Below are 22,109 nucleotides of genomic sequence, written 5' to 3'. Positions count from 1 at the left end.
TCTCCCTACGTTTAATTTAAACTCGCTTTAGGTTAAACTTAGGTGTAAACCCTTAGTGTTACCCCTTGCTTTCGTTCAAAGTTTAATTTAAAAGCTAAACGAAAGTCAAACACTTTCTTTTAAGATTTTGAAGAAAGTTTGTATTTTTCCTTTAAGTGTTTGATTTGCAAAGGTTTATTTTGAGATAAAGTTAAAAGAAAATAACTTTCTTTTAAGGAGTTTTAAATGAAAGAGTGGGTCTTGATAAAAGATTTGATAGGAATGCCAGAGTTGGCAGGTACTCCACAGGGAATTGCTCAAAGAGCCAAAAAGGAAAACTGGCAAAGAAGGCGTGTGATAGGCCAAAAAGGCAATGTGTTTGAATATTATGTGGGAGATATGCCAGAAGGCGTACAGAGAGCCTTGGGCTTTAAGCAGGGACTGAAAGAGCCAGAGCCAGCCCATCCGCCTGGAAAGGCCCATATTACGCCCCAGGAGGCCCTAGCTGTGCTTAATGAGGCCTTAAGCCAGCCGGCCAGTGATGGCTTAAATAATATTGAGCGGCATTTGGTGAGATGTTTCCGTAAGGCCAGTGAGGAGGGAAAGGTGGCCATTCTAACCACAGCTGAGACCATGGCCAGTATACAAGAGCAAAAAGAGAAGGAACTCTTGGCTGAGGATCATTTAAACGTGGCTTAAACGCCCTTAAACCGCTGGAGCGGTTTTCGTTGTTTTAACGGTGCAAGCGGGCATTTTCCGCCAATTTTTCGCAATTCATTATTTTTTCTTTTCTCTCTATAAAACAAAAGGGCTTCCCCTAGAAGCCCCTGTTTTCAACGGTTCCGCCCACCTACTCCCGCAAAATTCCGCCAAATTCCTATCTTTCTTTTTCTTTCGTGGTTTTAGTGGGGTTATACACCCATCCTTTTCAACAGATTGGATAACAACATCATCTGAAATCGGGGCTGTTGATAAATCCATGCGAACGGCTGAACGCCCTATAGAATAACGATTAGTAATATTGCCGAATGAAGAACCATCTAAATAGCGCCATTGCTTATCCCAATATTGAAGGGCAGTATGGGTTTGTTTTAATGCATCTTCTGCTTTTTGTTTAGCTGCTGTTTCTTCAGCTAATTTAGTATTGGCTTCATCTTTTGCTTTTTCTGCTGCGGTTTTATCTGCTTGTGCTTGAGTTAAGCCGGCATTTGCTTTGGTTAAATTGTCTTGAGCTGTGTTTAACTCATTTTGTGCTTTGATTAAATCAGCTTGAGCCTGTTGCTTTGCCGTCGTTTCCGCCGTTGTTTTCGCTACTTCTTCTTGAAGTTTTTTATTGGCATTGGCAACAGCTTGTTGAGCAGCAGCTAAATCTGTTTGTGCCTTGCTGGCATTGGCTTGGGCTTGGCTTAGGGCTTGATTGGCCTTGGTAAGGTTGCTTTCTGCTGTTTCCTTGGCCTTGGTTGTTGTGGCTAATTGAGCATTTAATTTGGCCAGTGCATCTGCATTTTGTTTTTGGGCCGCTTCAAGGGCTTGTTTGGCCTTGGCCAGTTCGGCTTCAGCAGCTTTTTTAGCCTCTTCAGCAGTTTGAGCCTTGCCATTGGCCTGATTTGCAGCTTCTTGGGCTTTTTTCGCCGCTTGTTGTTCGGATTCTACCTGTTTTTTCAAAGCTTCAAGCTGTTGGATTTGATCATTATTAGCCGGAGCAGATGAGGAGGAACCGCTGCCACTGCTGCCACAAGCTGCCAGACCAAGAGAAGCCAAAATCATAAGAGCTGTTGTTTTAACCGTGCTACGCATAAAATGTCCTTAATTTAAGAAGTGTAATTAAATGAAAATATGTGTAAAATATCAGCTATATTAGAGGCAAAAAATCAGCTCCGCTAACAACAAAAAGTGTGGCTTACCTACACAAATTGTGGGGCTAAAAAAGGAAAGAGGAATCTATGGCAACAAATGAAAAAATCAGGACTATCCGGGAGGCCAACCAGTGGTCGCAAGAGGAAATGGCAGCTAAAATGAATATGTCCACCAATGGCTATGCCAAGATCGAGCGGGGCGAAACCAAATTAAATTTGCATAAATTAGAACAAATCACCAATATTTTTAATATTGATATTTTGGAGCTGATCGACAGTGGCAAAAGTGGCGTGGTCCTTATCAATGAAAATGGCGATCATTCCGCCAACTACTACGGCAACAGTGATAATCTAACCCTTGAAATTGAGAAGTTAAAATTAATGCTGGCCCATTCGCAGCAGACGGTGCAACAAAAGGAAGATGAGATTGCTGCTTTGAAGGAGATTATTGCTTTGTTGAAGGAGCGATAAAAAGATTTGACATCAATAACAGCAGGGATTACTATCAAACTAAAGATGATAGCAACATATTCTAATGAGAATTTTTAAATCCAAACATTTTGATAAATTTGCTCGTAAAGAACATATTTCTGATAAGACTTTACGCAAGACCATACACGATATTGAAAATGGCTTGATTGATGCTGATCTTGGTTCTGGCGTTATAAAACAGCGTTTACCTAAGCATAATCGAGGAAAATCAAAAGGTTATCGTTCAATCATTGTATATAAATGCAGTCAATTTAGCTTATTTTTGTATGGATTTGATAAAAATGATCGCACTAATATTACCGTGGAAGAAGAGGTAAATTTCAAAGCTGCTGCTAACCATATTCTTTCTTTTAGTGAAGAACAAATTCAACAAGCAATAAAGAGCAATATTTTTATTGAGGTATCTAATGAGTAAATATAAAAGCCCTGCAAATGCAGCTATTCACGAGCTAATGAGTGATCTACACGATATTGGTTTAGTCGATAAGGTAACCATGCAACAATTTGATCAAGCCTGTTTAACCCCTGTTAAATCCCTTGAACCAAGTGAAATTCGTCAGCTGCGTGAACGAGAAAATTTTTCCCAATCCGTTTTCGCTCGTTATTTAAATGTAAGTAGTAACCTTGTTTCAGAATGGGAAAGAGGGGTTAAAAAACCTAGTAATACCGCATTAAAACTGCTTTCTCTTGTGCAACATAAGGGCATTGAAGCAATTATTTAATCTATATATAAAGGACATTGATATGTCCTTTCTCTTTTTAACCCAGAGAAAAAATTATGTTCTCCTTCTCCCCTCATAACCTTCATAATCTTATTAGCCACCACAAGCTCAATTTGCAAGATTCTGCCCATTTTGCCCCGCTTGTCACTGCCCTCGCCATGTCTGATTTCGTGGCCGATTGGCTGAAAAAAGATAAAGATCTGCTGGAAAGTTGGCTAACCAATCCGCCAACCTTGGCAGAGTGTGATAATTACCCTAAACGTTTAACAAACCTGCTAGAACAAGCCCAAAGCGAAGAGGATTTACACCGCCTGCTCCGCCATTTTCGCAATAGAGAACTGGCCAAGTTAAGCTACCTGCAATCCAACAAACGGGCCTCTACCCAAGCGGTGTTTGAGCGTTTATCTGACTTGGCTGAAGCCCTGATTTTAGGGGCTAGGGACTGGCTCTTTAAGGAATGCTGCCAGCGTTACGGCACACCCATGAATGAAGAGGGGGAGGTGCAGGAGCTTTTGATTTTGGGTATGGGTAAGCTGGGCGGGCGGGAGCTGAATTTTTCCTCAGATATAGATCTAATTTTTACCTACCCCGATCAGGGCGAAACCGTGGGGGCAAGGAAAGCAGTGGAAAACAGCAAATTTTTTACAAGGCTGGGCCAAAAGCTCATTCAGGCCTTGGATCAAATCACCTTGGACGGTTTTGTCTACCGCACCGATATGCGGCTTCGACCCTTTGGCGACAGCGGGGCCTTGGTGTTAAGTTTTGCGGCCATGGAGGACTACTACCAGGAACAGGGTCGGGACTGGGAGCGTTATGCCATGATCAAGGCTAAAATTTTGGGCGAAGACCCAGCTAATCCTAACCACCGCTACTTGAGCCAGCTCTTGCGGCCCTTTGTTTACCGCCGTTATTTGGATTTCAGTGCCATTCAGTCCCTGCGGGAGATGAAGCACAAGATTAGCCGTGAGGTGCTACGCCGCAACCTAAGCGATAACATCAAGCTGGGAGCAGGCGGCATTCGGGAGGTGGAATTTATTGTCCAGACCTTCCAGCTTATCCGGGGCGGGCGGGATAAATCCCTGCGGGAGCGGAGCCTGCTCAAGGTGCTACCGCAACTGGCCAGGCTGAATTTGCTGACCGTTCAACAGGTTGAAGAATTACGTTCTGCCTACCTCTTTTTACGCCAGGTGGAAAATGTGCTACAGGCCATGAAAGACCAGCAAACCCAAACCCTGCCAACTGATGAAACTGACCGTAAACGGTTGGTCTTTGCCTGCCAATCCTTCTTACAAGGCGATGAGCTAGTCCACTATCCTATTGAGGATTGGGCCAGTTTTTTGGAGGTTTTAGGCCAACATCAAAATAAGGTGCGGGCTATTTTTACCCAGCTTATTGGGGAAGAAGATGAGGAAGATGAGGCGGAGCTTTCAGGCAAGCTGGCCCAGTGGCGGGATATTCTCAATTACCAGATTAGCCTTGAGGACTTAAACCCTGTTTTGAGTGATTATCTTGTCAAGATCGAGGATTATGAGGGCATTTACCAGCATCTTCACGGCACTTTCCAGGATTGGGTCAAACGGCCTATTGGCACTCGGGGCCGGGCCATTTTGCGTCAATTAATGCCCAAGCTCTTAGATGAAATCTGCCAGCGGGCGGACTATCTGCCCCTCTTGCCAAGGTTGCTCAAGATTATCGACCAGATCACCACCCGCACCACCTATCTGGAGTTGCTTGCAGAAAACAACCAGATTTTGCCCCGCTTGCTCCACCTTTGCAGCCAGTCCATTATGATTGCTGAGCAGATTGCCCGCCATCCAATGCTCTTGGACGAGTTGATCCAACAAACCAATATTGCCACCGTCCTACCCCTGGACGGCTACCCACAGGCCCTGCAAGATTACCTCTTGCGTATCCCGAAGATGATGAAGAGGGCCAGATCGATGCCCTCCGCCAATTCAAGCAGAGCCAGATCCTGCATATCGCCTCGGCCGATATTCTAGGCACCCTGCCTGTGATGAAGATTAGCGATCACTTAACCTTTTTGGCCGAAGCCATTATTGGGGCGGTGGTTAATCTGGCCTGGCGGCAGGTAAGCCAACGCTTTGGCCGGCCTGATCACCTGAGTGAGGGCCAACGAGATTTTGTGGTGATTGCCTATGGAAAGCTAGGTGGGATCGAGCTGGGCTATAATTCTGATTTAGACCTCGTTTTCCTCCACCAGGCCCCTGAAGATGGCGAAACCGTGGGTGGTAAGCGATCGATTTCCAGCCACCAATTCTACCTCAAACTGGCCCAAAAAATCATCGGGATTTTCAACCTCAACACCAGTGCTGGCGTGCTCTATGAGGTGGATATGCGGCTACGGCCCTCAGGCGAGGCTGGGCTTTTGGTCAGCACCTTCAAGGCCTTTGACCGTTACCAAAAGAAGAAGCCTGGACCTGGGAAAGCCAAGCCTTGGTGAGAAGCCGTTGTGTTTATGGTTCAGAAAAATTGAAAGCCGAATTTGAACAAATCCGCCAATCCACCCTGGCCCTGCCTCGTGCAAGCGGTGAGTTACGGGCCGAAATTTGCAAAATGCGGGAGAAGATGTACCAGCATTTAGCCCAAAGCGATGCCAGCAAATTCAACATCAAAACCGATCAGGGCGGGATTACCGACATTGAATTTATGGCCCAATGCCTGGTGTTAGAGTATGCCCACTGCTTCCCGCAGATGGCCGTTTGGTCGGACAATGTGCGGATTTTTGATGAGGCGGTGGCCTGTAACCTTTTAAGTTTAGAGGAGGGGGAGCAGCTCAAGGCTTGCTACACTGGGCTGCGTAACAGAATTCATCATTTAAATCTCTTGCAGCAAGCAAGTGTGGTGGAGGCTTGTGAGTTTGTGGAGGAAAGGGAGTTTGTTGGCCAGATGTGGAGGAGGTTGATGGATTGATAAAAAATAGCCCCCAATCGAGGGCTATTTCTTCTTATCTCTGCCAAATTCTGGCCTGATAGTCCTGAATAGAGCGGTCTGAACTAAAGACACCTAAACGGGCCGTGTTGAGGATGGTGGCTTCAAGCCAAGCGGTTTGGTTTTGGTAGAAACTTGCAACCCTTTCTTGGGCCTGGCGGTAGCTGGCGAAATCGGCCAACACGCAGAAATAGTCGTGGTTGAGGAGATTATCGACTAAAGGCGCAAACAGGTCTAGATTACCCTCGCTGAAGGTGCCGTCAGCCAGGGCATCAATGGCTGCTTTTAGAGTGGAATCTTGCTCATAATAATCCCGTGGCACATAGCCTTTTTCACGCAATTCCCGCACACTTTCAACCGTATGGCCGAAAATCACCACATTTTCTTGGCCAGCGTATTCAGCAATTTCCACATTGGCGCCGTCCAGCGTACCCAGAGTAATGGCGCCGTTTAAGGCCAACTTCATATTGCCCGTGCCAGAAGCTTCCTTGCCCGCCAGGGAAATCTGCTCAGACACATCCGCCGCAGGAATGATTTTCTCCGCCAAACTCACGCTATAGTTAGGCAGGAAGGCCACCTGCAACTTGCCCTGCATATCAGGGTCTTGGTTAATAACTTGGGCCACCTTGTTGATGGCCTGAATAATCTGCTTGGCCATAAAATAGCCAGGCGCCGCCTTGCCAGCAAAGATAAAGAGGCGTGGCGTTACGGCTTGATCAGGATTGGCCTTGATGGCCTGGTAGGTCGCAATAATATTGAGCAGGTTGAGGTGCTGGCGCTTGTATTCGTGGAAGCGCTTGATCTGCACATCAAAAATGGCATGAGGATTGACCTTAAGCCCCAGGGTTTGCTCAATTTCTGTCGCCAAGGCCTGCTTATTTTGAGCCTTGATGGCCTGGTAAGCGGTTTGAAATTCAGGATTTTTTGCAAGCGGCTCGATTTGCTTGAGCAAGCTTAGATCCTTGGTCCAGTCGCCCTGGATATGCTTATCCAATAAGGCGCTCAAGGCTGGGTTGGCCTGGCGAATCCAGCGGCGAGGGGTCACGCCATTGGTCACGTTATGGAAACGATTTGGGAAGAGCTGGTTGTAGGCTGGGAAGAGATCACTAACCACTAAATCCGAATGGATTTGAGCCACGCCATTCACCGCAAAAGAACCGACCACACATAAGTTGGCCATACGCAGGCGGTGATCTTTTAGGACAGCTACCTGATCCCAAATGCTGTCTAGCTGGTCTGGGCCAAAATGGGCGCTGACCTGCTCATAAAGCTGGTGGTTAATCCGCTCAATGATGAGCAGGTGACGAGGCAGGAGCTTGGCCACCAAACCTTGATCCCATTGCTCCAGGGCTTCAGGAAGGAGGGTGTGGTTGGTGTAGGCAAAGGTTTGGGAACAAATGGCCCAGGCCTGATCCCAGCTTAGGCCATGCTGGTCTAACAGAACCCGCATGAGCTCTGGAATGGCTAGGGTTGGGTGGGTATCGTTAAGCTGGATAACCTCAAACTTAGGCAGGTCTGCCAGGCTTCTGCCCAGGGCCAAGTGGCGTTTGAGAATATCGGCCACCGAACAGGCTACATGGAAATACTGCTGCATCAGGCGCAGTTCCTTGCCCTCTTGGTGGTTGTCGTTAGGGTAAAGCACCTTGGTGAGCTTGGTGGCATCAATAACCGAGGCTTCAGAAGCCAAATATTGGCCATCACTGAAACGAGCCAAGTCAAAGGCGGTTTCGCTATAGCCCTGCCAGAGACGCAGGGGCTGCTGAATGCCCTTGTAGCCAACTACAGGCAGATCAAAGGCCTCGCCTAAAACAGTCCATTCAGGCTGCCAGCGGTAAGCATCGCCCTCAAGCTGCTCAACCTGGCCGCCAAAGCCCACTGTTTGGCGGAAGTCGGCACGGTGAGCCTGTTGGGGGAAGAAGTCCCGTCCCCAGCTGTCGCCAGTTTCTTGCTGCTCGCCCGCCTGACCAAAGGCCTGCTTAAAGAGGCCGTATTGGTAGTGCAGGCCGTAGCCTGTGGCAGGCTGTTTGAGGCTGGCCATGGAGTCCAAATAACAGGCGGCCAAACGGCCCAAACCGCCATTGCCCAGGGCTGGGTCGGTTTCTTGCTCCAGCACATCCACCAAGGATTGGCCGTATTTGGCCAGCTCTGCCTTCACAAAATCATAAACTTCCAGGCTTAAGAGGTTATTGCCTAAAAGACGGCCGACTAAGAATTCCATAGAAAGGTAATTAACATGGCGGCCGCCTGCAAGCGGGTCAGATTTTGGGAAATCTTGCAAAATCGCCCCTTGGCTGACCTGGGCAATAAATTGGTACCATTGGTTGGCTGTCAGGTTTTCAGGCTGAAGGTGGCGCTCGCCACAATAGGCCTTGAGCTGCTGATGAAAGTGGGTTTGAAAGGTTTGGGAGAAAGACATAAATGCTCCATAACAATAATAAAAATACGATTGGGCAGGATTATGGCTTGTTTGTAAGAGAAAAAAATCATTCCCTTGGGGAGGAAAAAGGGGAAGACTGAGGAGGAGCTTATAGCAAGTTTTTTCAGCCGCCCTAAAGAAAAAATCCACCCCTGGGGGTGGATTTGAAATCTTAAGCCTTGATGGCCCTTGATGGCGCCAGCCTCCAGGCTGGTGCCTTATCTATCAAGGCCTTTCAGCACCAGCGAAGGCGCTGGCGCTATCTTAGAGCTTTTTAGGCTTTGTTATCTTCTGCCATGCTGACCGCTGCGGTAAAGAGCACGTCAGTTGAGGAGTTTAGAGCAGTTTCGGCTGAATCTTGAATCACACCGATGATAAAGCCTACCCCGATCACCTGGGCCGCGATGTCGTTTGGAATATCAAACAAGCTACAGGCCAATGGGATTAAGAGCAGCGATCCGCCCGCCACGCCAGATGCACCACAGGCACAAACGGCTGCAACCACACTTAAGAGAAGGGCGGTGGCGAAGTCCACTTGAATGCCTTGGGTGTAAACGGCAGCTAGGGTTAGCACGGTGATGGTAATAGCAGCACCCGCCATGTTGATATTGGCCCCCAATGGGATAGAAACTGAATAGATTTCTTCTTTTAAGCCTAGGCGTTTGCACAGGCCCATGTTCACAGGAATGTTGGCCGCTGAACTGCGGGTGAAGAAGGCGGTTAGGCCACTTTCACGCAAGCAGGTTAGGGTGAGTGGGTATGGGTTGCGGCGGATCTTCCAGAAAACCAAGATTGGGTTAAGCACAAAGGCTACAATCGCCATAGCACCTAAAAGCACGAACAAGAGGCGGCCATAGCCCACAAAGGCATCTAAGCCGTTGGTGGCAGTGGTTTCGGCCACTAAGCCGAAGATACCAATAGGAGCGAAGGCAATCACTACTTTCACCACAAAGGAAACGGCATTAGACATATCATTTAGGAAGATTTTAGTGCTTGGTGCAGCATGGCGTAGGGCGATACCCAAGCCGATGGCCCAAGCAAGAATGCCGATGAAATTGGCGTTGGTTAAGGCGCCTAGTGGGTTATCTACCACGTTAAAAATCACGGTTTTCAACACTTCGCCTACCCCTTGTGGTGGGCTGAGGTTATCAGGGCTGGTCACCAATTCAAGCGTAGTTGGGAAGATGAAGCTCAGGGCAACCGCGGTTAAGGCCGCGATAAAAGTCCCCAAGAGATAGAGTACCAAAATCGGTTTTAAACGGCTGTCTGAACCAATTTCTTTATTGGCGATAGAAGACATAACCAGTACGAAAACCAAGATTGGGGCGATGGCTCGCAGGGATTTAACGAAAAATTGGCCTAGCACGCCAACTTTTGTTGCCCATTCGGCGCTGATGAGAGCCAGAAGGATACCCAGCACCAAACCAATGGCGATACGTAACACCAGGTTACCGCCCAGGATTTTTGAAGATAAGGAGTTATTATTCATAAAATTTCACTCTGTAAGACCAAATTCAGATAGAGGCATCTAGCCGTCTATCCGCCTAAAAAATAGGGTGATGAGATTAGCCGAAAAATAGGCAGAATGGAATAGATCAAGCGGTGATTTTTGGCCAAAAACTTGCAAAATTGACAAAAATTTTGATTTTTTAGCGATCTTGAGCAAATTTCATACGCTCTTTGTTTTCGCAACCGTTTTCTTTCAGGTAGAATGCGGTCAATTTTTTTCTAGAGTGTAAAACATGAAACCCGAAAACAAAGCCGATTTCCAACGCGTTATCCGTGCCACTGGCTATTCTATGCAGGGCTTGAAAGCTGCCTATATTCACGAAGCTGCCTTTCGTCAAGAAGTCTGGTGTGCCTTAATCCTGGTTCCACTTGGTCTTTTCTTAGGCGATGGTGCAGTTGAGAAGGTCTTATTGGTTGGCTCGGTGCTTCTAGTCCTCTTGGCGGAATTGCTCAACAGTGCCGTGGAAGCCGTGGTAGATCGCTTTGGTAAGGAAATCCACGAGCTTTCAGGCCGAGCCAAGGACATTGGCTCCGCCGCTGTCTTTATGGCCATGGTTATGTGTGGAATGACTTGGCTCTTCTTAATCTTTTAGTTTTCCCCTTCACTTTCAAGGAGTTGCAATGAAATTTAACAAAACCCTACTGTCTGTGGCACTGATGAGTGCAACATCGGCCATGGCCTACGAGGCAGGCAAGACCTATTCCTTCACCGTGCTTCACACCAACGATATTCACGGCCACTTCTGGCAAAATGACAAGGGTGAATATGGCCTAGCTGCCCAAAAAACCTTGGTCGATGGCATCAAGAAAGAGGTGGAAGCCAAGGGCGGCTCTGTGGTGCTACTCAATGCAGGTGATGTGAATACGGGCGTGCCAGAGTCTGATATGCTCAACGCCCGCCCAGATATTGAGGGCCTTAATGCCATTGGTTATGACGCCATGGTTTTGGGCAACCACGAGTTTGACTTCCCAATGCAGTTGCTTGAACGCCAAATCGAATGGGCCAAGTTCCCCTTCATTTCTGCTAACGTTTTCAAAAAAGACGGCAAGCCATTAGTTGCCCCTTACATTACCCTTGACCGTGGTGGCCTGAAAATTGCAGTGGTGGGTTTAACCACTGAAGACACGGCCAAACTGGGCAACCCAGATGTGACTGAACATGTGGTCTTTAAAAACCCAATCGAAACGGCTAAAGAAACCCTAGCCGAACTCAATAAAAACGAAAAGCCAGATGTCAAAATCGCCCTAACCCACATGGGCTACTACTTTGACGGCCAACACGGCACCAATGCCCCAGGCGATGTAACCATGGCTCGCACTTTAGACAAGGGCGCTTTTGACCTTATCATCGGTGGCCACACCCACGATACAGTTTGTATTGATGAACAGGGCCAGTTCAAGCTCAAATATACGCCAGGCGAAGAATGTAAGCCAGACTTCCAAAACGGCTCCTGGATCGTCCAAGCTGGCGAATGGGGTAAATATGTTGGCCGTGCTGATTTCGAGTTTAAGGACGGTGAAACCAAGCTGGTTAAATATGAACTCATTCCTGTAAACCTCAAGAAAACCATCAAAAAAGAAGATGGCAGCCGTGAATACCAGCTTTATCAAGATGAAATCAAGGCCGATGAAGCCCTTTATGCAGAACTCAAAAAATACCAGGACGAGGGCGACAAGCTCTTGGGCGTAAAAGTGGGCAGCGTGAAAGGCCATTTAGACGGCAAGCGTGAACACATCCGCTTCTTCCAAACCAACCTGGGCCGTTTGATAGCCCAATCCCAGGCTGAGCGTGTTAAGGCGGACTTAAGCCTGATGAACTCAGGCGGTATTCGTACCTCCATTGAAGAGGGCGATGTCACCTACCGCAACATCCTAACCGTTCAACCTTTCGGCAATATGATTGCAACCGTTGATTTAACTGGTAAAGAACTCCAGGAGTACCTCAATGTTGCCGGCCTCAAAGAGCCTGACACTGGGGCCTATCCGCAGTTCTATGGCGTGTCTATGGTGGTGGATCGTGCCAATAAGACAGTGAGCGATATCAAGGTTCAAGGTAAGGCGTTAGAGGCGGATAAGGTCTATAAAATGTCCCTGCCAGACTATGTGGCTTCAGGCGGTGACGGCTATCCATTACTCAAAAAGCACCCGACCTATGTGAACACAGGCTTTATTGATGCCGAGTCCCTCAAAAAATACTTTGAAGACAATTCACCGATTGATGCTTCAAAATTTGAACCGAAAGATGAGATTATTTTTAAATAATTTCGCTTACTAAACCTAGATCCAAGGCGGTTGCTGAGCCTGTCGAAGCACTGCCGTTAGCCTGGGCATAAAACAAAAAACGCTCGATATCAATCGAGCGTTTTTTCTTAGACAGCTGCCGTCACCACAATTTCTACTTTCCAGCTTGGATCAGCCAGTTTTGCCTCCACACACGCCCTTGGCGGTGCTTGGTTTTCTGCCACCCAGCCATCCCAGGCCTGGTTCATCTGGGCATAATCGGCCATATCACTTAAATAAACCGTTGCCATGAGGATCTTGCTCTTATCCGTGCGAGCCTTGGCCAGCCATTTATCAATTTCGGATAAAACTTGTTGAGTTTGCTCAAAGGCATTTTGGCTAGGATCGGTTGGGACTTGGCCGGCCAAATAGGCCACGCCATTATGGATGGCGACTTCGGAGAAACGAGGGCCTACTTCGATGCGTTTGATCATATTGTTCCTTTTGAATAGGTTGAGGAATTTATTGTAGGGGCGAATTACATTCGCCCCATTTTCTCAATAATGGCTTTGGGGCAAATGTAATTTGCCCCTACAAAATTCTCTTTTTCAAAGGGAATAATTATTCTACCTTAACAATCCACCCTTCTGGTGCTTCCACATCCCCAAACTGAATGCCAGTAAGCTCGGCGTATAAACGCTTGGTGATTGGGCCGACTTCGGTTTCGGAATAGAAGATGTGGAAATCATCCTTATATTGAATACCACCGATTGGGGAAATCACAGCTGCTGTGCCACAAGCCCCTGCTTCAGTGAATTGTTCTAGTTGATCGATATAAACATCCCCCTCAACTGGCTCTAGGCCCAAACGCTCTTTGGCCAAATAAAGCAGGGAGTATTTGGTGATGCTTGGCAAAATAGACGGCGAAAGCGGAGTAACAAATTTGTTGTCCTTGGTAATGCCAAAGAAGTTGGCTGATCCCACCTCTTCAATTTTGGTATGGGTGGCTGGGTCTAAGTAGATGCAGTCGCTAAAGCCCTTTTGGTGGGCAATTTTACCTGGGTAGAGGCTGGCTGCGTAGTTGCCACCCACTTTTGCAGCCCCTGTGCCATGCGGAGCAGCACGGTCGTAGTCCTCAAGCACCAGGAAGTTAGACGGGCTTAAACCGCCTTTAAAATAATTGCCCACCGGGCAGCAGAAGACGCAGAAAATAAATTCAGGTGCCGGTTTTACCCCAATGTTTTCGCCTACACCAATCACAAAAGGACGGAGGTAGAGAGTCGCACCCGTGCCATAAGGGGCAACCCAGTCTTGGTTGGCTTTGACTACTTCTTTACAAGCTCGGATAAAAAGTTCGGTTGGCACTTGTGGCATCAAGAGACGATCGCAGCTGGCCTGCATACGTTGAGCGTTTTGGTCTGGACGGAAGAGGTTGATAGAGCCGTCCTTGCAGCGGTAGGCTTTTAAGCCTTCAAAGCATTGCTGGCCGTAGTGCAAGGCAGTTGAGCCTTCGTGAATGTGGAGGGTGCTGTCGGTGGTGAGCTCACCCTGATCCCACTCGCCATCTTTCCAGCGGGCGATAAAGCGGTAGTCGGTTTTGATGTAGGAAAAACCCAGGTTTTGCCAGTCTAAATCTTTGATTGCCATATTGTGTTCCTTCTTCTTGTTGTGATAGAAAATTGTGTAAATTTACACGATTAGCAGCCCAATTGGAAAGGGATTAAGGCAAATTTGCAAAAAATTTTGGATTTTTAACCGCTTGCTCTGACAAATTGATGGGCTTCTGTTAGAATAAAATGAATTTTAGGCATAAAAAAACCGCCCAAAGTGGGCGGCGTTAAACCAAAAGGGTTCAAAATATACAGGAAGTGAAACGAGTAACTTGCGTTACTCCAGTCTAGTTTCCTAGACCAATATGCAAACACAACATCATACTTAAAAATACGAACTAGCAAACTTTTCAGTTCGCTACCACTATCCATCTAAGTACGGCCTGTATTATAATGTTGTCCGACCTCTTCAACAAACGAGAATTTTTAATCTCTTTTATAAAAAAAAATAATGTAATAAGCACCTTTTATGGCTATGAATAAAAAACTCCCTCCCCTCAATGCCCTCAAGGCCTTTGACTCGGCTGCCCGCCATCTCAATTTTACCAAGGCAGCTGAAGATCTGTTTGTGACCCAAGCGGCCGTCAGCCACCAGATCAAGCTCTTGGAGGATTTCTTGGGCGTAACCCTCTTCCACCGCAAGAACCGTATGCTGGAACTAACCGAGCTGGGCGCCCAATACTTTGAGGACATCCGCCCGCTCTTGGAAAAAATCGTCACTGCAACCGATAAGGTTCGCCAAACCAAGAACCGCCAAATCCTGACCATCAGCGTGCCCCAAACCTTTGGTATGCAATGGCTGGTGCCCCGCCTCAACGATTTTCACAATAATTTCCCAGATATTGAGGTGCGGATTAAGGGAGTCGATCAGGACGAAGGCTTGCTGGGCAAGGAAATTGATGTGGCTATTTATTATGGAGCCGGGCACTGGCAGAATGTGGAAGCCATCCGCCTGGCTGAAGCCCGCATTGTGGTGCTGGCCTCGCCCAAGTTCTTGGAGAAAAACCCCATTAACCGCCCAGAAGACCTGATCGGCAAGACCCTACTCCACTCTACCACCCACAATAAGTGGAACAGAATGAAGGCGCATCTTAATTTAGAGTCCCTGGATTCCGAGTCTGGTTCGGTCTTCAGCCATACTTTTATGGCCCTGCAAGCAGCCATGCACGAACAGGGCGTGGCCATTGCCAATAACATTTTGGCCCAGCATGAAATCAGCTCTGGCAACTTGGTTGAGCCGCTTAAAACCGAGCTTTATGATGAAAAAACCTTCTATGTGGTCTATCCGCCTGAAATGGCCAGCTCGCCTAAGATTGCCCACTTTGTGGACTGGATTCAGGCTGAAATGAAATCTTGCTGTAGCTAGGGAATTAGGCTATACTCCATCCCTTGAGTTGGTTAGACAATCGCTGGTTTATTGAAGCCCTTAACCGCCTTCGGGCGACCTAGTGGGACAAGTAAACGAGAGGAAAGTCCGAGCTACATAGGGCAGAGTGCCAGATAACGTCTGGGAGGCGTGAGCCTACGACCAGTGCAACAGAGAGCAGACCGCCAGCTTCGGCTGGTAAGGGTGAAAGGGTGCGGTAAGAGCGCACCGTGCGGCTGGTAACAGTTCGCAGCAGGGTAAACTCCACTCGTAGCAAGACCAAATAGGAACTCAATGGGTGGCCCGCCCAGAGTTCGGGTAGGTTGCTTGAACAGCATAGCGATGTGTTGTCTAGATGAATGATTGTCCACGACAGAACTCGGCTTATCGACCAACTCACCTCATTTCCGTAGGGTGCGATTTATCGCACCACTTACCCTCTCTTAGAAAAATGGTGCGATAAATCGCACCCTACGAACCAATCCCCCAACAAGCGGTCAAAAAAGCACGATTTTTTACAAGGATACTTATGAAAAGATTTATCCCCCTTTTTCTTAGCTTATTTTCAGCCACAGTCTTGGCCCACCCCCACGCCTTCCTAGACATCAAAAATCGCATTATCATCGAAGACGAGCAGCTCAAGGGCTTTGAAATGGCCTGGACTTTAGACGATTTGGCCTCCAGCGAGCTACTTTATGAGCTTAAATCCAACCCCAACAAACAAGAAGCGGAAGAAGCCATTGTGGCCGACCTAAGCCAAACAGCCATCGGCAACCACTATTTTAGCTACCTTTACGATGAGCATAATCAGCCCATCAAATTCAAGGCTCAACCGCACAAGCCCCGCATTGAAATCAAGCAAAATCGGGTAATCTACCACTTCCGTTTTGACTTATCCCAACCCCAAGCCGTCAAAGGCAAGAGCTTCCAGCTCTACACCTATGAGCCAAGTTACTACCTCTATATGGGCTATGAGCGCCCGCAGGATGTCAGCCTAAATGATGATAAGCTCTGCACGGCCAGCCTGACCGAACCCCAGGTCTCTAGCCAGATCAAGAACTATGCCCTTAGCCTAGACAAGAGCCAAACGCCCGATATGCCAGCGGATGATGCCCAATCGCTAGGCGCCATGTTCGCCCAAAAAGTGAGTTTAGTATGCAAAAAATAGGGAAAACTTTACCGCTTGTTTTACTGCTTATCGGTGTAGCTTTGGCCCTCTACCAGCTCTACCCCTACCTGCTCTTTCAGGTTATGGACTGGCAGCGTAGTTTCAACCAAAGCCTGGCCAGCTCCCTGCGTTTGATTGGGGAAAATAGCCAACAGGCCGGTTGGATCCTCTTGGGTGTCAGCTTTCTTTACGGCGTCTTCCACGCCATCGGCCCAGGCCACGGCAAGTTTATCCTCACCAGCTACCTGGCCCTAGAAGAAACCAAACTACCACAAGCCATGCGTTTAACCCTGCTCTCCTCGCTGGTGCAAGGCCTGGTGGCCATTTTGCTGGTATCCCTGATTGTGGTGGCCTTTACCCTCTCTCGCAGCTACTTTAACCAAACCCTGCAATGGGTAGAACGGGGCAGCTTTGCGATTATGATCTTGTTCGGCCTTTATTGGCTTTATCAGGCAACCAAAAGCCTTAACAAGCGGGTAAAAAAACCGAAAATTCAACAAATTCGCCCGCTTAGTCAAGCCAGCTCTGCACTCAAGCCTGCCCATATTCATACCGAAAATTGTGGCTGTGGCCATCAGCATTTGCCCAGCCAGGGCCAGCTGGAAGAGGCTCGGGGCTGGAAGGAACAGGCTATGATTATTTTGAGCATTGGGGCCAGGCCTTGTACGGGTGCCATTTTGGTGCTCTTTTTGGCCTATACGCTTGATCTCTACCCCTGGGGCATGGCTGCCACGTTAGTGATGTCGATCGGCACAGGGCTAACCTTAAGCCTCTTTGCCTATTTGGTCTTGGTCGCCCGCCAAAAGGCTCTTTCCCTCAGCCGTTGGTATTTTTCCCACCAAACCAGCCAAAAGCTGGCCTTGGGCTTAAAACTAGGTTTGGGCTTGGTGCTGATTGGGCTGGGGATTTTGCTGATTCACGGCTCCTTTATTGAAGCAAATACAGGCAGCTTCTTTAAACGTTAAAAAAACTACCTCAAGGGAGGTAAACAAGCTAGAATAGGCAGGATTTTTGAAAGGAAACGCTTATGATTAAAGACATTGACGAACTCACCGACCAACAAGTTGAAATTCTCATCAACCATGGCACAGAAAGGCCCTTTACTGGCAAGTTTTTAAATGAAGACCGTGTGGGCACCTACCGCTGCGCCCGCTGCCACAACGCCCTCTTCCGTTCAGACACCAAGTTTGATGCAGGCTGCGGCTGGCCAAGTTTCTATGAGGCCGTCTCCGACACTGCCCTGCGTTATTTGGACGACTACAGCCTGGGCCGCCACCGCACCGAAATCCGCTGCGGCCACTGCGACTCCCACATGGGCCACGTCTTCCCCGACGGGCCACCGCCAACTGGCCTCCGCTTCTGCCTTAACTCCATCGCCCTCAATTTTAAGTGGGATGAGACAGGCGAGGAGATAGATGGTTAAAATTTGTTCCCCTCTTTAGCAAAGAGGGGTTAGGGGAGATTTGGCAGGAGTGATAACGAAGTGAGGGAAAAAGGCATAATAGACAAAATAGTTGCTAAAAAGTGGCTTAAAGCCTTATAGTACAAGGCTTTAAGCCCTCTTTTTGAAAAATGAACAAAAAACTGCCTTTTCTGCCAAAGTGCGAATATCAAGAAACATGGTAAACAAAATAACATTCAGCGTTATTATTGTAATCAATGCCATAAAACCTTTACCCATCAAAAGAAATTAGACCCAATACAGATCTGGGATGATTACACTTCAGGAAAACAAACTTATCAACAGCTTGCCAATAAGTATCATTGTTCGGTTAGAACTATCCAAAGATATATTGATAAAGCTCCTAAAACATTATTACATCCACCTCAAAGCACATCGCTTAATATAATTATGGACACTACCTTTTTTAAGCGTAATTTCGGCGTATTAGTGTTAATGGACTCTCATACAAAGAAAGTGGTATTTCACTGTTTTGTAAGAACAGAAAAAGACGTTTACTATAAGCTGGCACTTAATAGATTGAGAGAAAAAAGCTATATAATACAATCCATTACCTGTGATGGTAGGCGAGGTCTGATGAAGGACTTGTTCAATGCACCTGTGCAGATGTGTCAGTTTCATATGGTTGCAATAGTGATGAGAAAACTCAGAAAAAAGCATCAATCACAAGCGGGAAAAGAATTAAAAGTTATCGTAAAAACACTGGTGGAGAGTTCAAAAAATGAATTTTACAAACGCCTTCATTATTGGTATTTAAAACATGAAGAGTATTTAAAAGAAAGAAGTGATAAGCCAAATGAAAAGGGATATTTACCTTATAAGCATCGTAGTGTTAGAGGGGCTTATGCAAGCCTTAAATGGTATATGAAATATTTATTTACTTTTGAAGAACGGTCAGATTTAAATATAGAAAGGACAACAAATAGGCTTGAAGGGCTATTTAAACATATGAAGCGACAGTTAAATAATCATAATGGATTAAGCAAAAAACATAAAGCCATGTTTATAAAGGATTTTTTGAATAAAAATAGCTGCTAACATTTTAGAAAATAAACATTAGCAACTATTTTGTCCACTTGGCATAGTTTTTGACGAATCAGCAACTATTTTGTCTACTATGCCGGGAAAAATTAGCCAGAAATTATCTTATTTATTTTTTCTCTGAAAATAGCCCTCTCGTTGCTATTCCTTCTGCCAAATCTCCCCCTTCCCCTCTTTGCTAAAGAGGGGAGTAGATCTCAAAGTTTTTCACGTTCCTCTTTCTTATCAAACAAACATTTGTCTTGAATGATCAACAGCCCCTATTCCTCATTTGCAAATTCTGGGCTATTTTCATCCGCTTGTTCTTCATCCACCTCCTCAAGGCTTTGAGGGGTCGTAGCTTCACCATCACGGATTAAGCGAAGCTGGGCTTCTCGTGGATCATCCCCCGTTCTGACATCGGCTCCAAAACGGAAAACTGCCTCGGAAATCACGAATTTCTTGCTGTTTTGATCGCCTACACGCACGATCATACCAATCCTTTGCAGGCGGCGTAAAGCCCCGCCAACCTTTTCAATCAGCTTGGCCTTGTCCACATCCGACCCGGTTGAGCGAGGGTTGATGGCTCTGAGGAGCTTGGCTTCATCAGCCAGATTGAGCAGTTCTTCATAAACCTCATCATAGCTAAAAATCCCCTGCTGGGCCAAGCGTTCTGGGCTAAGGTAGAGGTAGCAAAGCACCTTGCCCACCAGCATTTCCATTTCACTCATAGCCGAACGGGCAATCAGGGTACTGGCCTTGGGGCGAAGGTAGAAAAAGCCTTCAGGCGCCCGAATCAGCTCAACATGATAACGGCGATAAAACTGCTCTAATTCAGCCTGAAAGTCCATTAAAAAGGCGTGCTGATCTAGGCTTTCTAGGCTGATATGCCGCCCTGCCCGCAGTTGGCTGTCTAGTTCTGGGAAAATCGGATTCGCAATGGCCTGGGCCAATTTGCTTGAAATAAGGTCGGTGGTGTCGGTCATAAATATTCTCTTTTAATTTGGGTTACAACTTGTAACCCATTTTGTAAATCATTGCTTACTAACGATTAAACTCATCAATCACATTGGCCTGAACCTGGCTGCCCTGCTGGTTAATGGCCTGCCATTCTGGGTAAACGGCCTGTCTGTCCTGGCTGGCCATACCCAATTTAACGGCCTGATCAACCAGGATTCGGGCCACATCGAAGTGCTGGCTTTCTGGGTAGCGGGCCAGTTGCTCTCGTAAAATTAAGCCTAAATCAATCGGTTTAGCCTGTTCACGGAAAGGTGCTAATTGGGCCTGCATAAGAGCCACAATCTGTTCTTGAACCTGGGAAATATCCTCATATTCCAGTTCGCTTGGCAGTTCGCCCACCGCATCGGCCTCGTTGAAAATTGGGTCTTCATCCCGCAGGTCTAAGAGCGAGTCCGCCTTGGCCACATAGAGCATCCAAGGGTTGTCGAAATAGCCCTGGATGGACTGGCGTAAACGCTGGCCAAAGACCCGGTTCTTGTCCATATCAATGGCAGTACGGATAAACTTGTGGACGTGGCGGTCGTAGCCAATCCAGAGGTCAATGGCCTGCTGGCCCCAGCTCATAATCCGATCCAGCTTGTTTTGCAGGTTGATAATCAGATTGTCGATAAAGTCCAAATCGTCCCGGCCAATCAGGCAGGTTTGAATCCGTAGGAGCTGGGCCTGGAGCTTGTCACCAGCCGCATTAAGGGTATCTTGTAGCTCCCGCAGGTTGCCTGAGGTTTCATCCAAGAGCTGCTCACAGCTTAGGATGGCCTCATGCCAGTTTTGGCTAAGGAGTTGGGCGATCCGCTCCCGAATATCCTGCTGGTTTTCGTCCATCATCCGCTGGGAAAGGTCAATGCTGTCAAAAATTTCGGCCACCGAATACTTGAGCGGGGCAAAAACATTATTCCGCCAGAAGCGTTCATCCCCGCCCTCCTCGGCCGAACTTGACGCCCGTTGGATTTCATCGGCCACAATAGAAAGCTGGATAGACAGGCGCAGGGAGGAAAATTCCCGCTGGCGGACATAGTAATCGGCCACACCCACGCCCAGCGGGGTCAGGCGGTAAATGGCCAGGCCCTCGGTAAATTCAGAGCTGAAACGATTAAGGAAACGCTGCTTAACCAAGTCATTAATGGCATTGTTGGCACGCAGGCTCAAGGTGGCTTCAGACTGGCCAAAGGCAGTGGAAACATGGCGGAAGAGATCGATTAAGTCGCTCTCATTCATCTCCCCATCGGAGGTATGCTCGGCATTATAGATGGAAATAGCCAAAAGAAAGGCCAGGCGATCGGTGGGTAAGTTGAGGGAAAATTCCCGAGTTCTGGTCCAGTCAATAAGCTCTGGAATGGTTTGTGCCAATTCGTTGTGCATAACTCTTAGGGTAAGCGGTTAGAAATAGGTCGTATTTTACAGGAATTGGCAGGCTTTGTGGGAATTTTTTAGCATATCTGATTTGCAAAAAAGCGGCCATTTGAGGCCGCTTATAAGGCAATCTTTTAGTTCAACCCTTGCTGCGACAACATCATCTGGCAAAGTTGTGGCGGCTGTGGCAGGGCTTTGGGCTTGGACACACCTGAAGATGGAGGTGCTGGCTCAAACCAGGAATAGAGTTCTGCCCCACAACCATCGCCAGCTGGTACAGGTGCCTGGTTCTCACAATTCGGTGCATCGGCCGGGCAGCTTAGGCGGACGTGGAAGTGGGAATCGTGGGCATACCAAGGGCGAATCTTGCGAAGCCAGGCCCGATCAGAGCCTGCCGTTTGGCAGAGTTTGACCTTGATGGCAGGATTAACAAAAATTCTGTCCACTCGGGCATCGCTGGCCGCTAGTTTAAGCAAGGTGGTATGCTGGGCCGTCCATAAACGCTCGTCCACCCGTTGAGTGTTGCGATCAACCATAATGGTGGCCAGGCCGGCTGGGTTATGGGCGGTTTTGTCGTCCATAGGGCCGAAACGCAACCAAATATCGGCATCCAGGCCAGTTTGGTGGCTGGCATGGCCTGATGAGAATCGCCCGCCTGCAGGCATACCCATATCCCCGATTAAAATGGGCGGCAGGCCGGCTGCATGGCTGCGTTGGCCCAGGCTTTTAAGATAGCTTAAGAGCTGCGGGTGGCCGTAATAGCGGTTACGGATGGTGCGGATAACCTGATAGCCCGTGCCCTTAATTTCCAGAGGCTGGGCACCGATAATACAGCCATTGCTATAACCGCCGATGGATTGAGGCTTTCCTGCAACAGGGCTGCGGATTTGCTCCCAAGGGGTGGCAAAGCCTTCGACAGCCGTTGTGAGGGCAAGGCTTGTGATAAGTAAATGTTTAAGTTTCATGGTGC

The 22,109-nt window shown here is 47.7% G+C and carries 19 protein-coding genes, 1 other RNA gene and 1 pseudogene; 13 read left to right on the top strand and 8 right to left on the bottom strand.

Annotated elements, in window-relative coordinates:
- The first annotated feature begins 225 nt into the window (after positions 1-225).
- Positions 226-678 (top strand): hypothetical protein, encoded by a 453-nt coding sequence (locus A4G20_05505; GenBank protein ID QIW15822.1) that lies wholly within the window; start codon positions 226-228, stop codon positions 676-678.
- A gap of 96 nt (positions 679-774) precedes the next feature.
- Here A4G20_05505 and A4G20_05500 read toward each other — a convergent pair whose 3' ends face one another.
- Complete coding sequence (locus A4G20_05500) at positions 775-1,776, bottom strand: hypothetical protein (GenBank protein ID QIW15821.1); 1,002 nt, start codon at positions 1,774-1,776, stop codon at positions 775-777.
- A 146-nt stretch (positions 1,777-1,922) separates the two neighbouring features.
- Between A4G20_05500 and A4G20_05495 the strand changes: the two genes are divergently transcribed.
- The 4 genes and pseudogenes from A4G20_05495 to A4G20_05480 all read left to right on the top strand — a co-directional run bounded on the left by A4G20_05495 (position 1,923) and on the right by A4G20_05480 (position 5,980).
- Positions 1,923-2,306 carry a transcriptional regulator gene (locus A4G20_05495; GenBank protein QIW15820.1) on the top strand — a complete coding sequence of 128 codons (384 nt, stop codon included), beginning with the start codon at positions 1,923-1,925 and terminating at the stop codon, positions 2,304-2,306.
- Positions 2,307-2,370: 64 nt separating this feature from the next.
- Positions 2,371-2,742, top strand: coding sequence for an addiction module toxin RelE (locus A4G20_05490; GenBank protein ID QIW15819.1), 372 nt, complete (start codon positions 2,371-2,373; stop codon positions 2,740-2,742).
- Complete coding sequence (locus A4G20_05485; protein ID QIW15818.1) at positions 2,735-3,049, top strand: transcriptional regulator; 315 nt, start codon at positions 2,735-2,737, stop codon at positions 3,047-3,049. Before A4G20_05490 ends, A4G20_05485 begins: the two co-directional genes overlap by 8 nt.
- Positions 3,050-3,105: 56 nt before the next feature.
- A pseudogene (locus A4G20_05480) lies at positions 3,106-5,980 on the top strand (bifunctional glutamine synthetase adenylyltransferase/deadenyltransferase).
- 34 nt (positions 5,981-6,014) lie between these two features.
- Here A4G20_05480 and A4G20_05475 read toward each other — a convergent pair.
- Positions 6,015-8,414 (bottom strand): maltodextrin phosphorylase, encoded by a 2,400-nt coding sequence (locus A4G20_05475; GenBank protein ID QIW15817.1) that lies wholly within the window; start codon positions 8,412-8,414, stop codon positions 6,015-6,017.
- A 274-nt stretch (positions 8,415-8,688) separates the two neighbouring features.
- A complete protein-coding gene (locus A4G20_05470) occupies positions 8,689-9,903 on the bottom strand; it encodes a serine/threonine transporter SstT (protein ID QIW15816.1) in 1,215 nt (404 codons plus the stop codon).
- A gap of 253 nt (positions 9,904-10,156) precedes the next feature.
- On the opposite strand from A4G20_05470, the gene A4G20_05465 reads away from it, so the two are divergent.
- Together A4G20_05465 and ushA are read left to right on the top strand one after the other, a co-directional pair.
- Entirely contained in the window at positions 10,157-10,516 is a 360-nt protein-coding gene (locus A4G20_05465) for a diacylglycerol kinase (GenBank protein ID QIW15815.1), read from the top strand.
- 28 nt (positions 10,517-10,544) lie between these two features.
- A complete protein-coding gene (ushA, locus tag A4G20_05460; protein ID QIW15814.1) occupies positions 10,545-12,185 on the top strand; it encodes a bifunctional UDP-sugar hydrolase/5'-nucleotidase in 1,641 nt (546 codons plus the stop codon).
- 107 nt (positions 12,186-12,292) lie between these two features.
- On the opposite strand, the gene A4G20_05455 is transcribed toward ushA, so the two are convergent.
- Positions 12,293-12,637, bottom strand: a complete 345-nt coding sequence (locus A4G20_05455; protein QIW15813.1) for a hypothetical protein — start codon at positions 12,635-12,637, stop codon at positions 12,293-12,295.
- A 127-nt stretch (positions 12,638-12,764) separates the two neighbouring features.
- A complete protein-coding gene (locus A4G20_05450) occupies positions 12,765-13,790 on the bottom strand; it encodes a branched-chain amino acid aminotransferase (GenBank protein ID QIW15812.1) in 1,026 nt (341 codons plus the stop codon).
- Positions 13,791-14,228: 438 nt separating this feature from the next.
- On the opposite strand from A4G20_05450, the gene A4G20_05445 reads away from it, so the two are divergent.
- The 6 genes from A4G20_05445 (at position 14,229) to A4G20_05420 (ending at position 18,787) form a co-directional block, all read left to right on the top strand.
- On the top strand, positions 14,229-15,119 hold the full coding sequence (locus A4G20_05445; GenBank protein QIW16859.1) for a transcriptional regulator: 891 nt from the start codon (positions 14,229-14,231) through the stop codon (positions 15,117-15,119).
- A gap of 24 nt (positions 15,120-15,143) precedes the next feature.
- Positions 15,144-15,522, top strand: an RNA gene (rnpB, locus tag A4G20_05440) — RNase P RNA component class A.
- Positions 15,523-15,648: 126 nt separating this feature from the next.
- A complete protein-coding gene (locus tag A4G20_05435; protein QIW15811.1) occupies positions 15,649-16,287 on the top strand; it encodes an ABC transporter substrate-binding protein in 639 nt (212 codons plus the stop codon).
- Positions 16,275-17,252 carry a cobalt transporter gene (locus A4G20_05430; GenBank protein QIW15810.1) on the top strand — a complete coding sequence of 326 codons (978 nt, stop codon included), beginning with the start codon at positions 16,275-16,277 and terminating at the stop codon, positions 17,250-17,252. The genes A4G20_05435 and A4G20_05430 overlap by 13 nt, the downstream gene beginning before the upstream one ends.
- 62 nt (positions 17,253-17,314) lie before the next feature.
- On the top strand, positions 17,315-17,710 hold the full coding sequence (locus A4G20_05425; protein ID QIW15809.1) for a peptide-methionine (R)-S-oxide reductase: 396 nt from the start codon (positions 17,315-17,317) through the stop codon (positions 17,708-17,710).
- 474 nt (positions 17,711-18,184) lie between these two features.
- Entirely contained in the window at positions 18,185-18,787 is a 603-nt protein-coding gene (locus A4G20_05420) for a transposase (protein ID QIW16858.1), read from the top strand.
- 263 nt (positions 18,788-19,050) lie between these two features.
- On the opposite strand, the gene A4G20_05415 is transcribed toward A4G20_05420, so the two are convergent.
- The 3 genes from A4G20_05415 to A4G20_05405 all read right to left on the bottom strand — a co-directional run bounded on the left by A4G20_05415 (position 19,051) and on the right by A4G20_05405 (position 22,104).
- Complete coding sequence (locus tag A4G20_05415; GenBank protein QIW15808.1) at positions 19,051-19,755, bottom strand: chromosome partitioning protein MukE; 705 nt, start codon at positions 19,753-19,755, stop codon at positions 19,051-19,053.
- Between the two features lie 58 nt (positions 19,756-19,813).
- On the bottom strand, positions 19,814-21,148 hold the full coding sequence (locus A4G20_05410; protein QIW15807.1) for a condensin subunit MukF: 1,335 nt from the start codon (positions 21,146-21,148) through the stop codon (positions 19,814-19,816).
- 125 nt (positions 21,149-21,273) lie between these two features.
- Positions 21,274-22,104 (bottom strand): penicillin-insensitive murein endopeptidase, encoded by an 831-nt coding sequence (locus A4G20_05405; GenBank protein QIW15806.1) that lies wholly within the window; start codon positions 22,102-22,104, stop codon positions 21,274-21,276.
- Positions 22,105-22,109: the final 5 nt, after the last annotated feature.

The sequence above is a fragment of the Pasteurellaceae bacterium RH1A genome (assembly GCA_012221805.1).
GTDB lineage: Bacteria > Pseudomonadota > Gammaproteobacteria > Enterobacterales > Pasteurellaceae > RH1A.
This window is presented reverse-complemented; position numbering and strand designations above follow the sequence as displayed.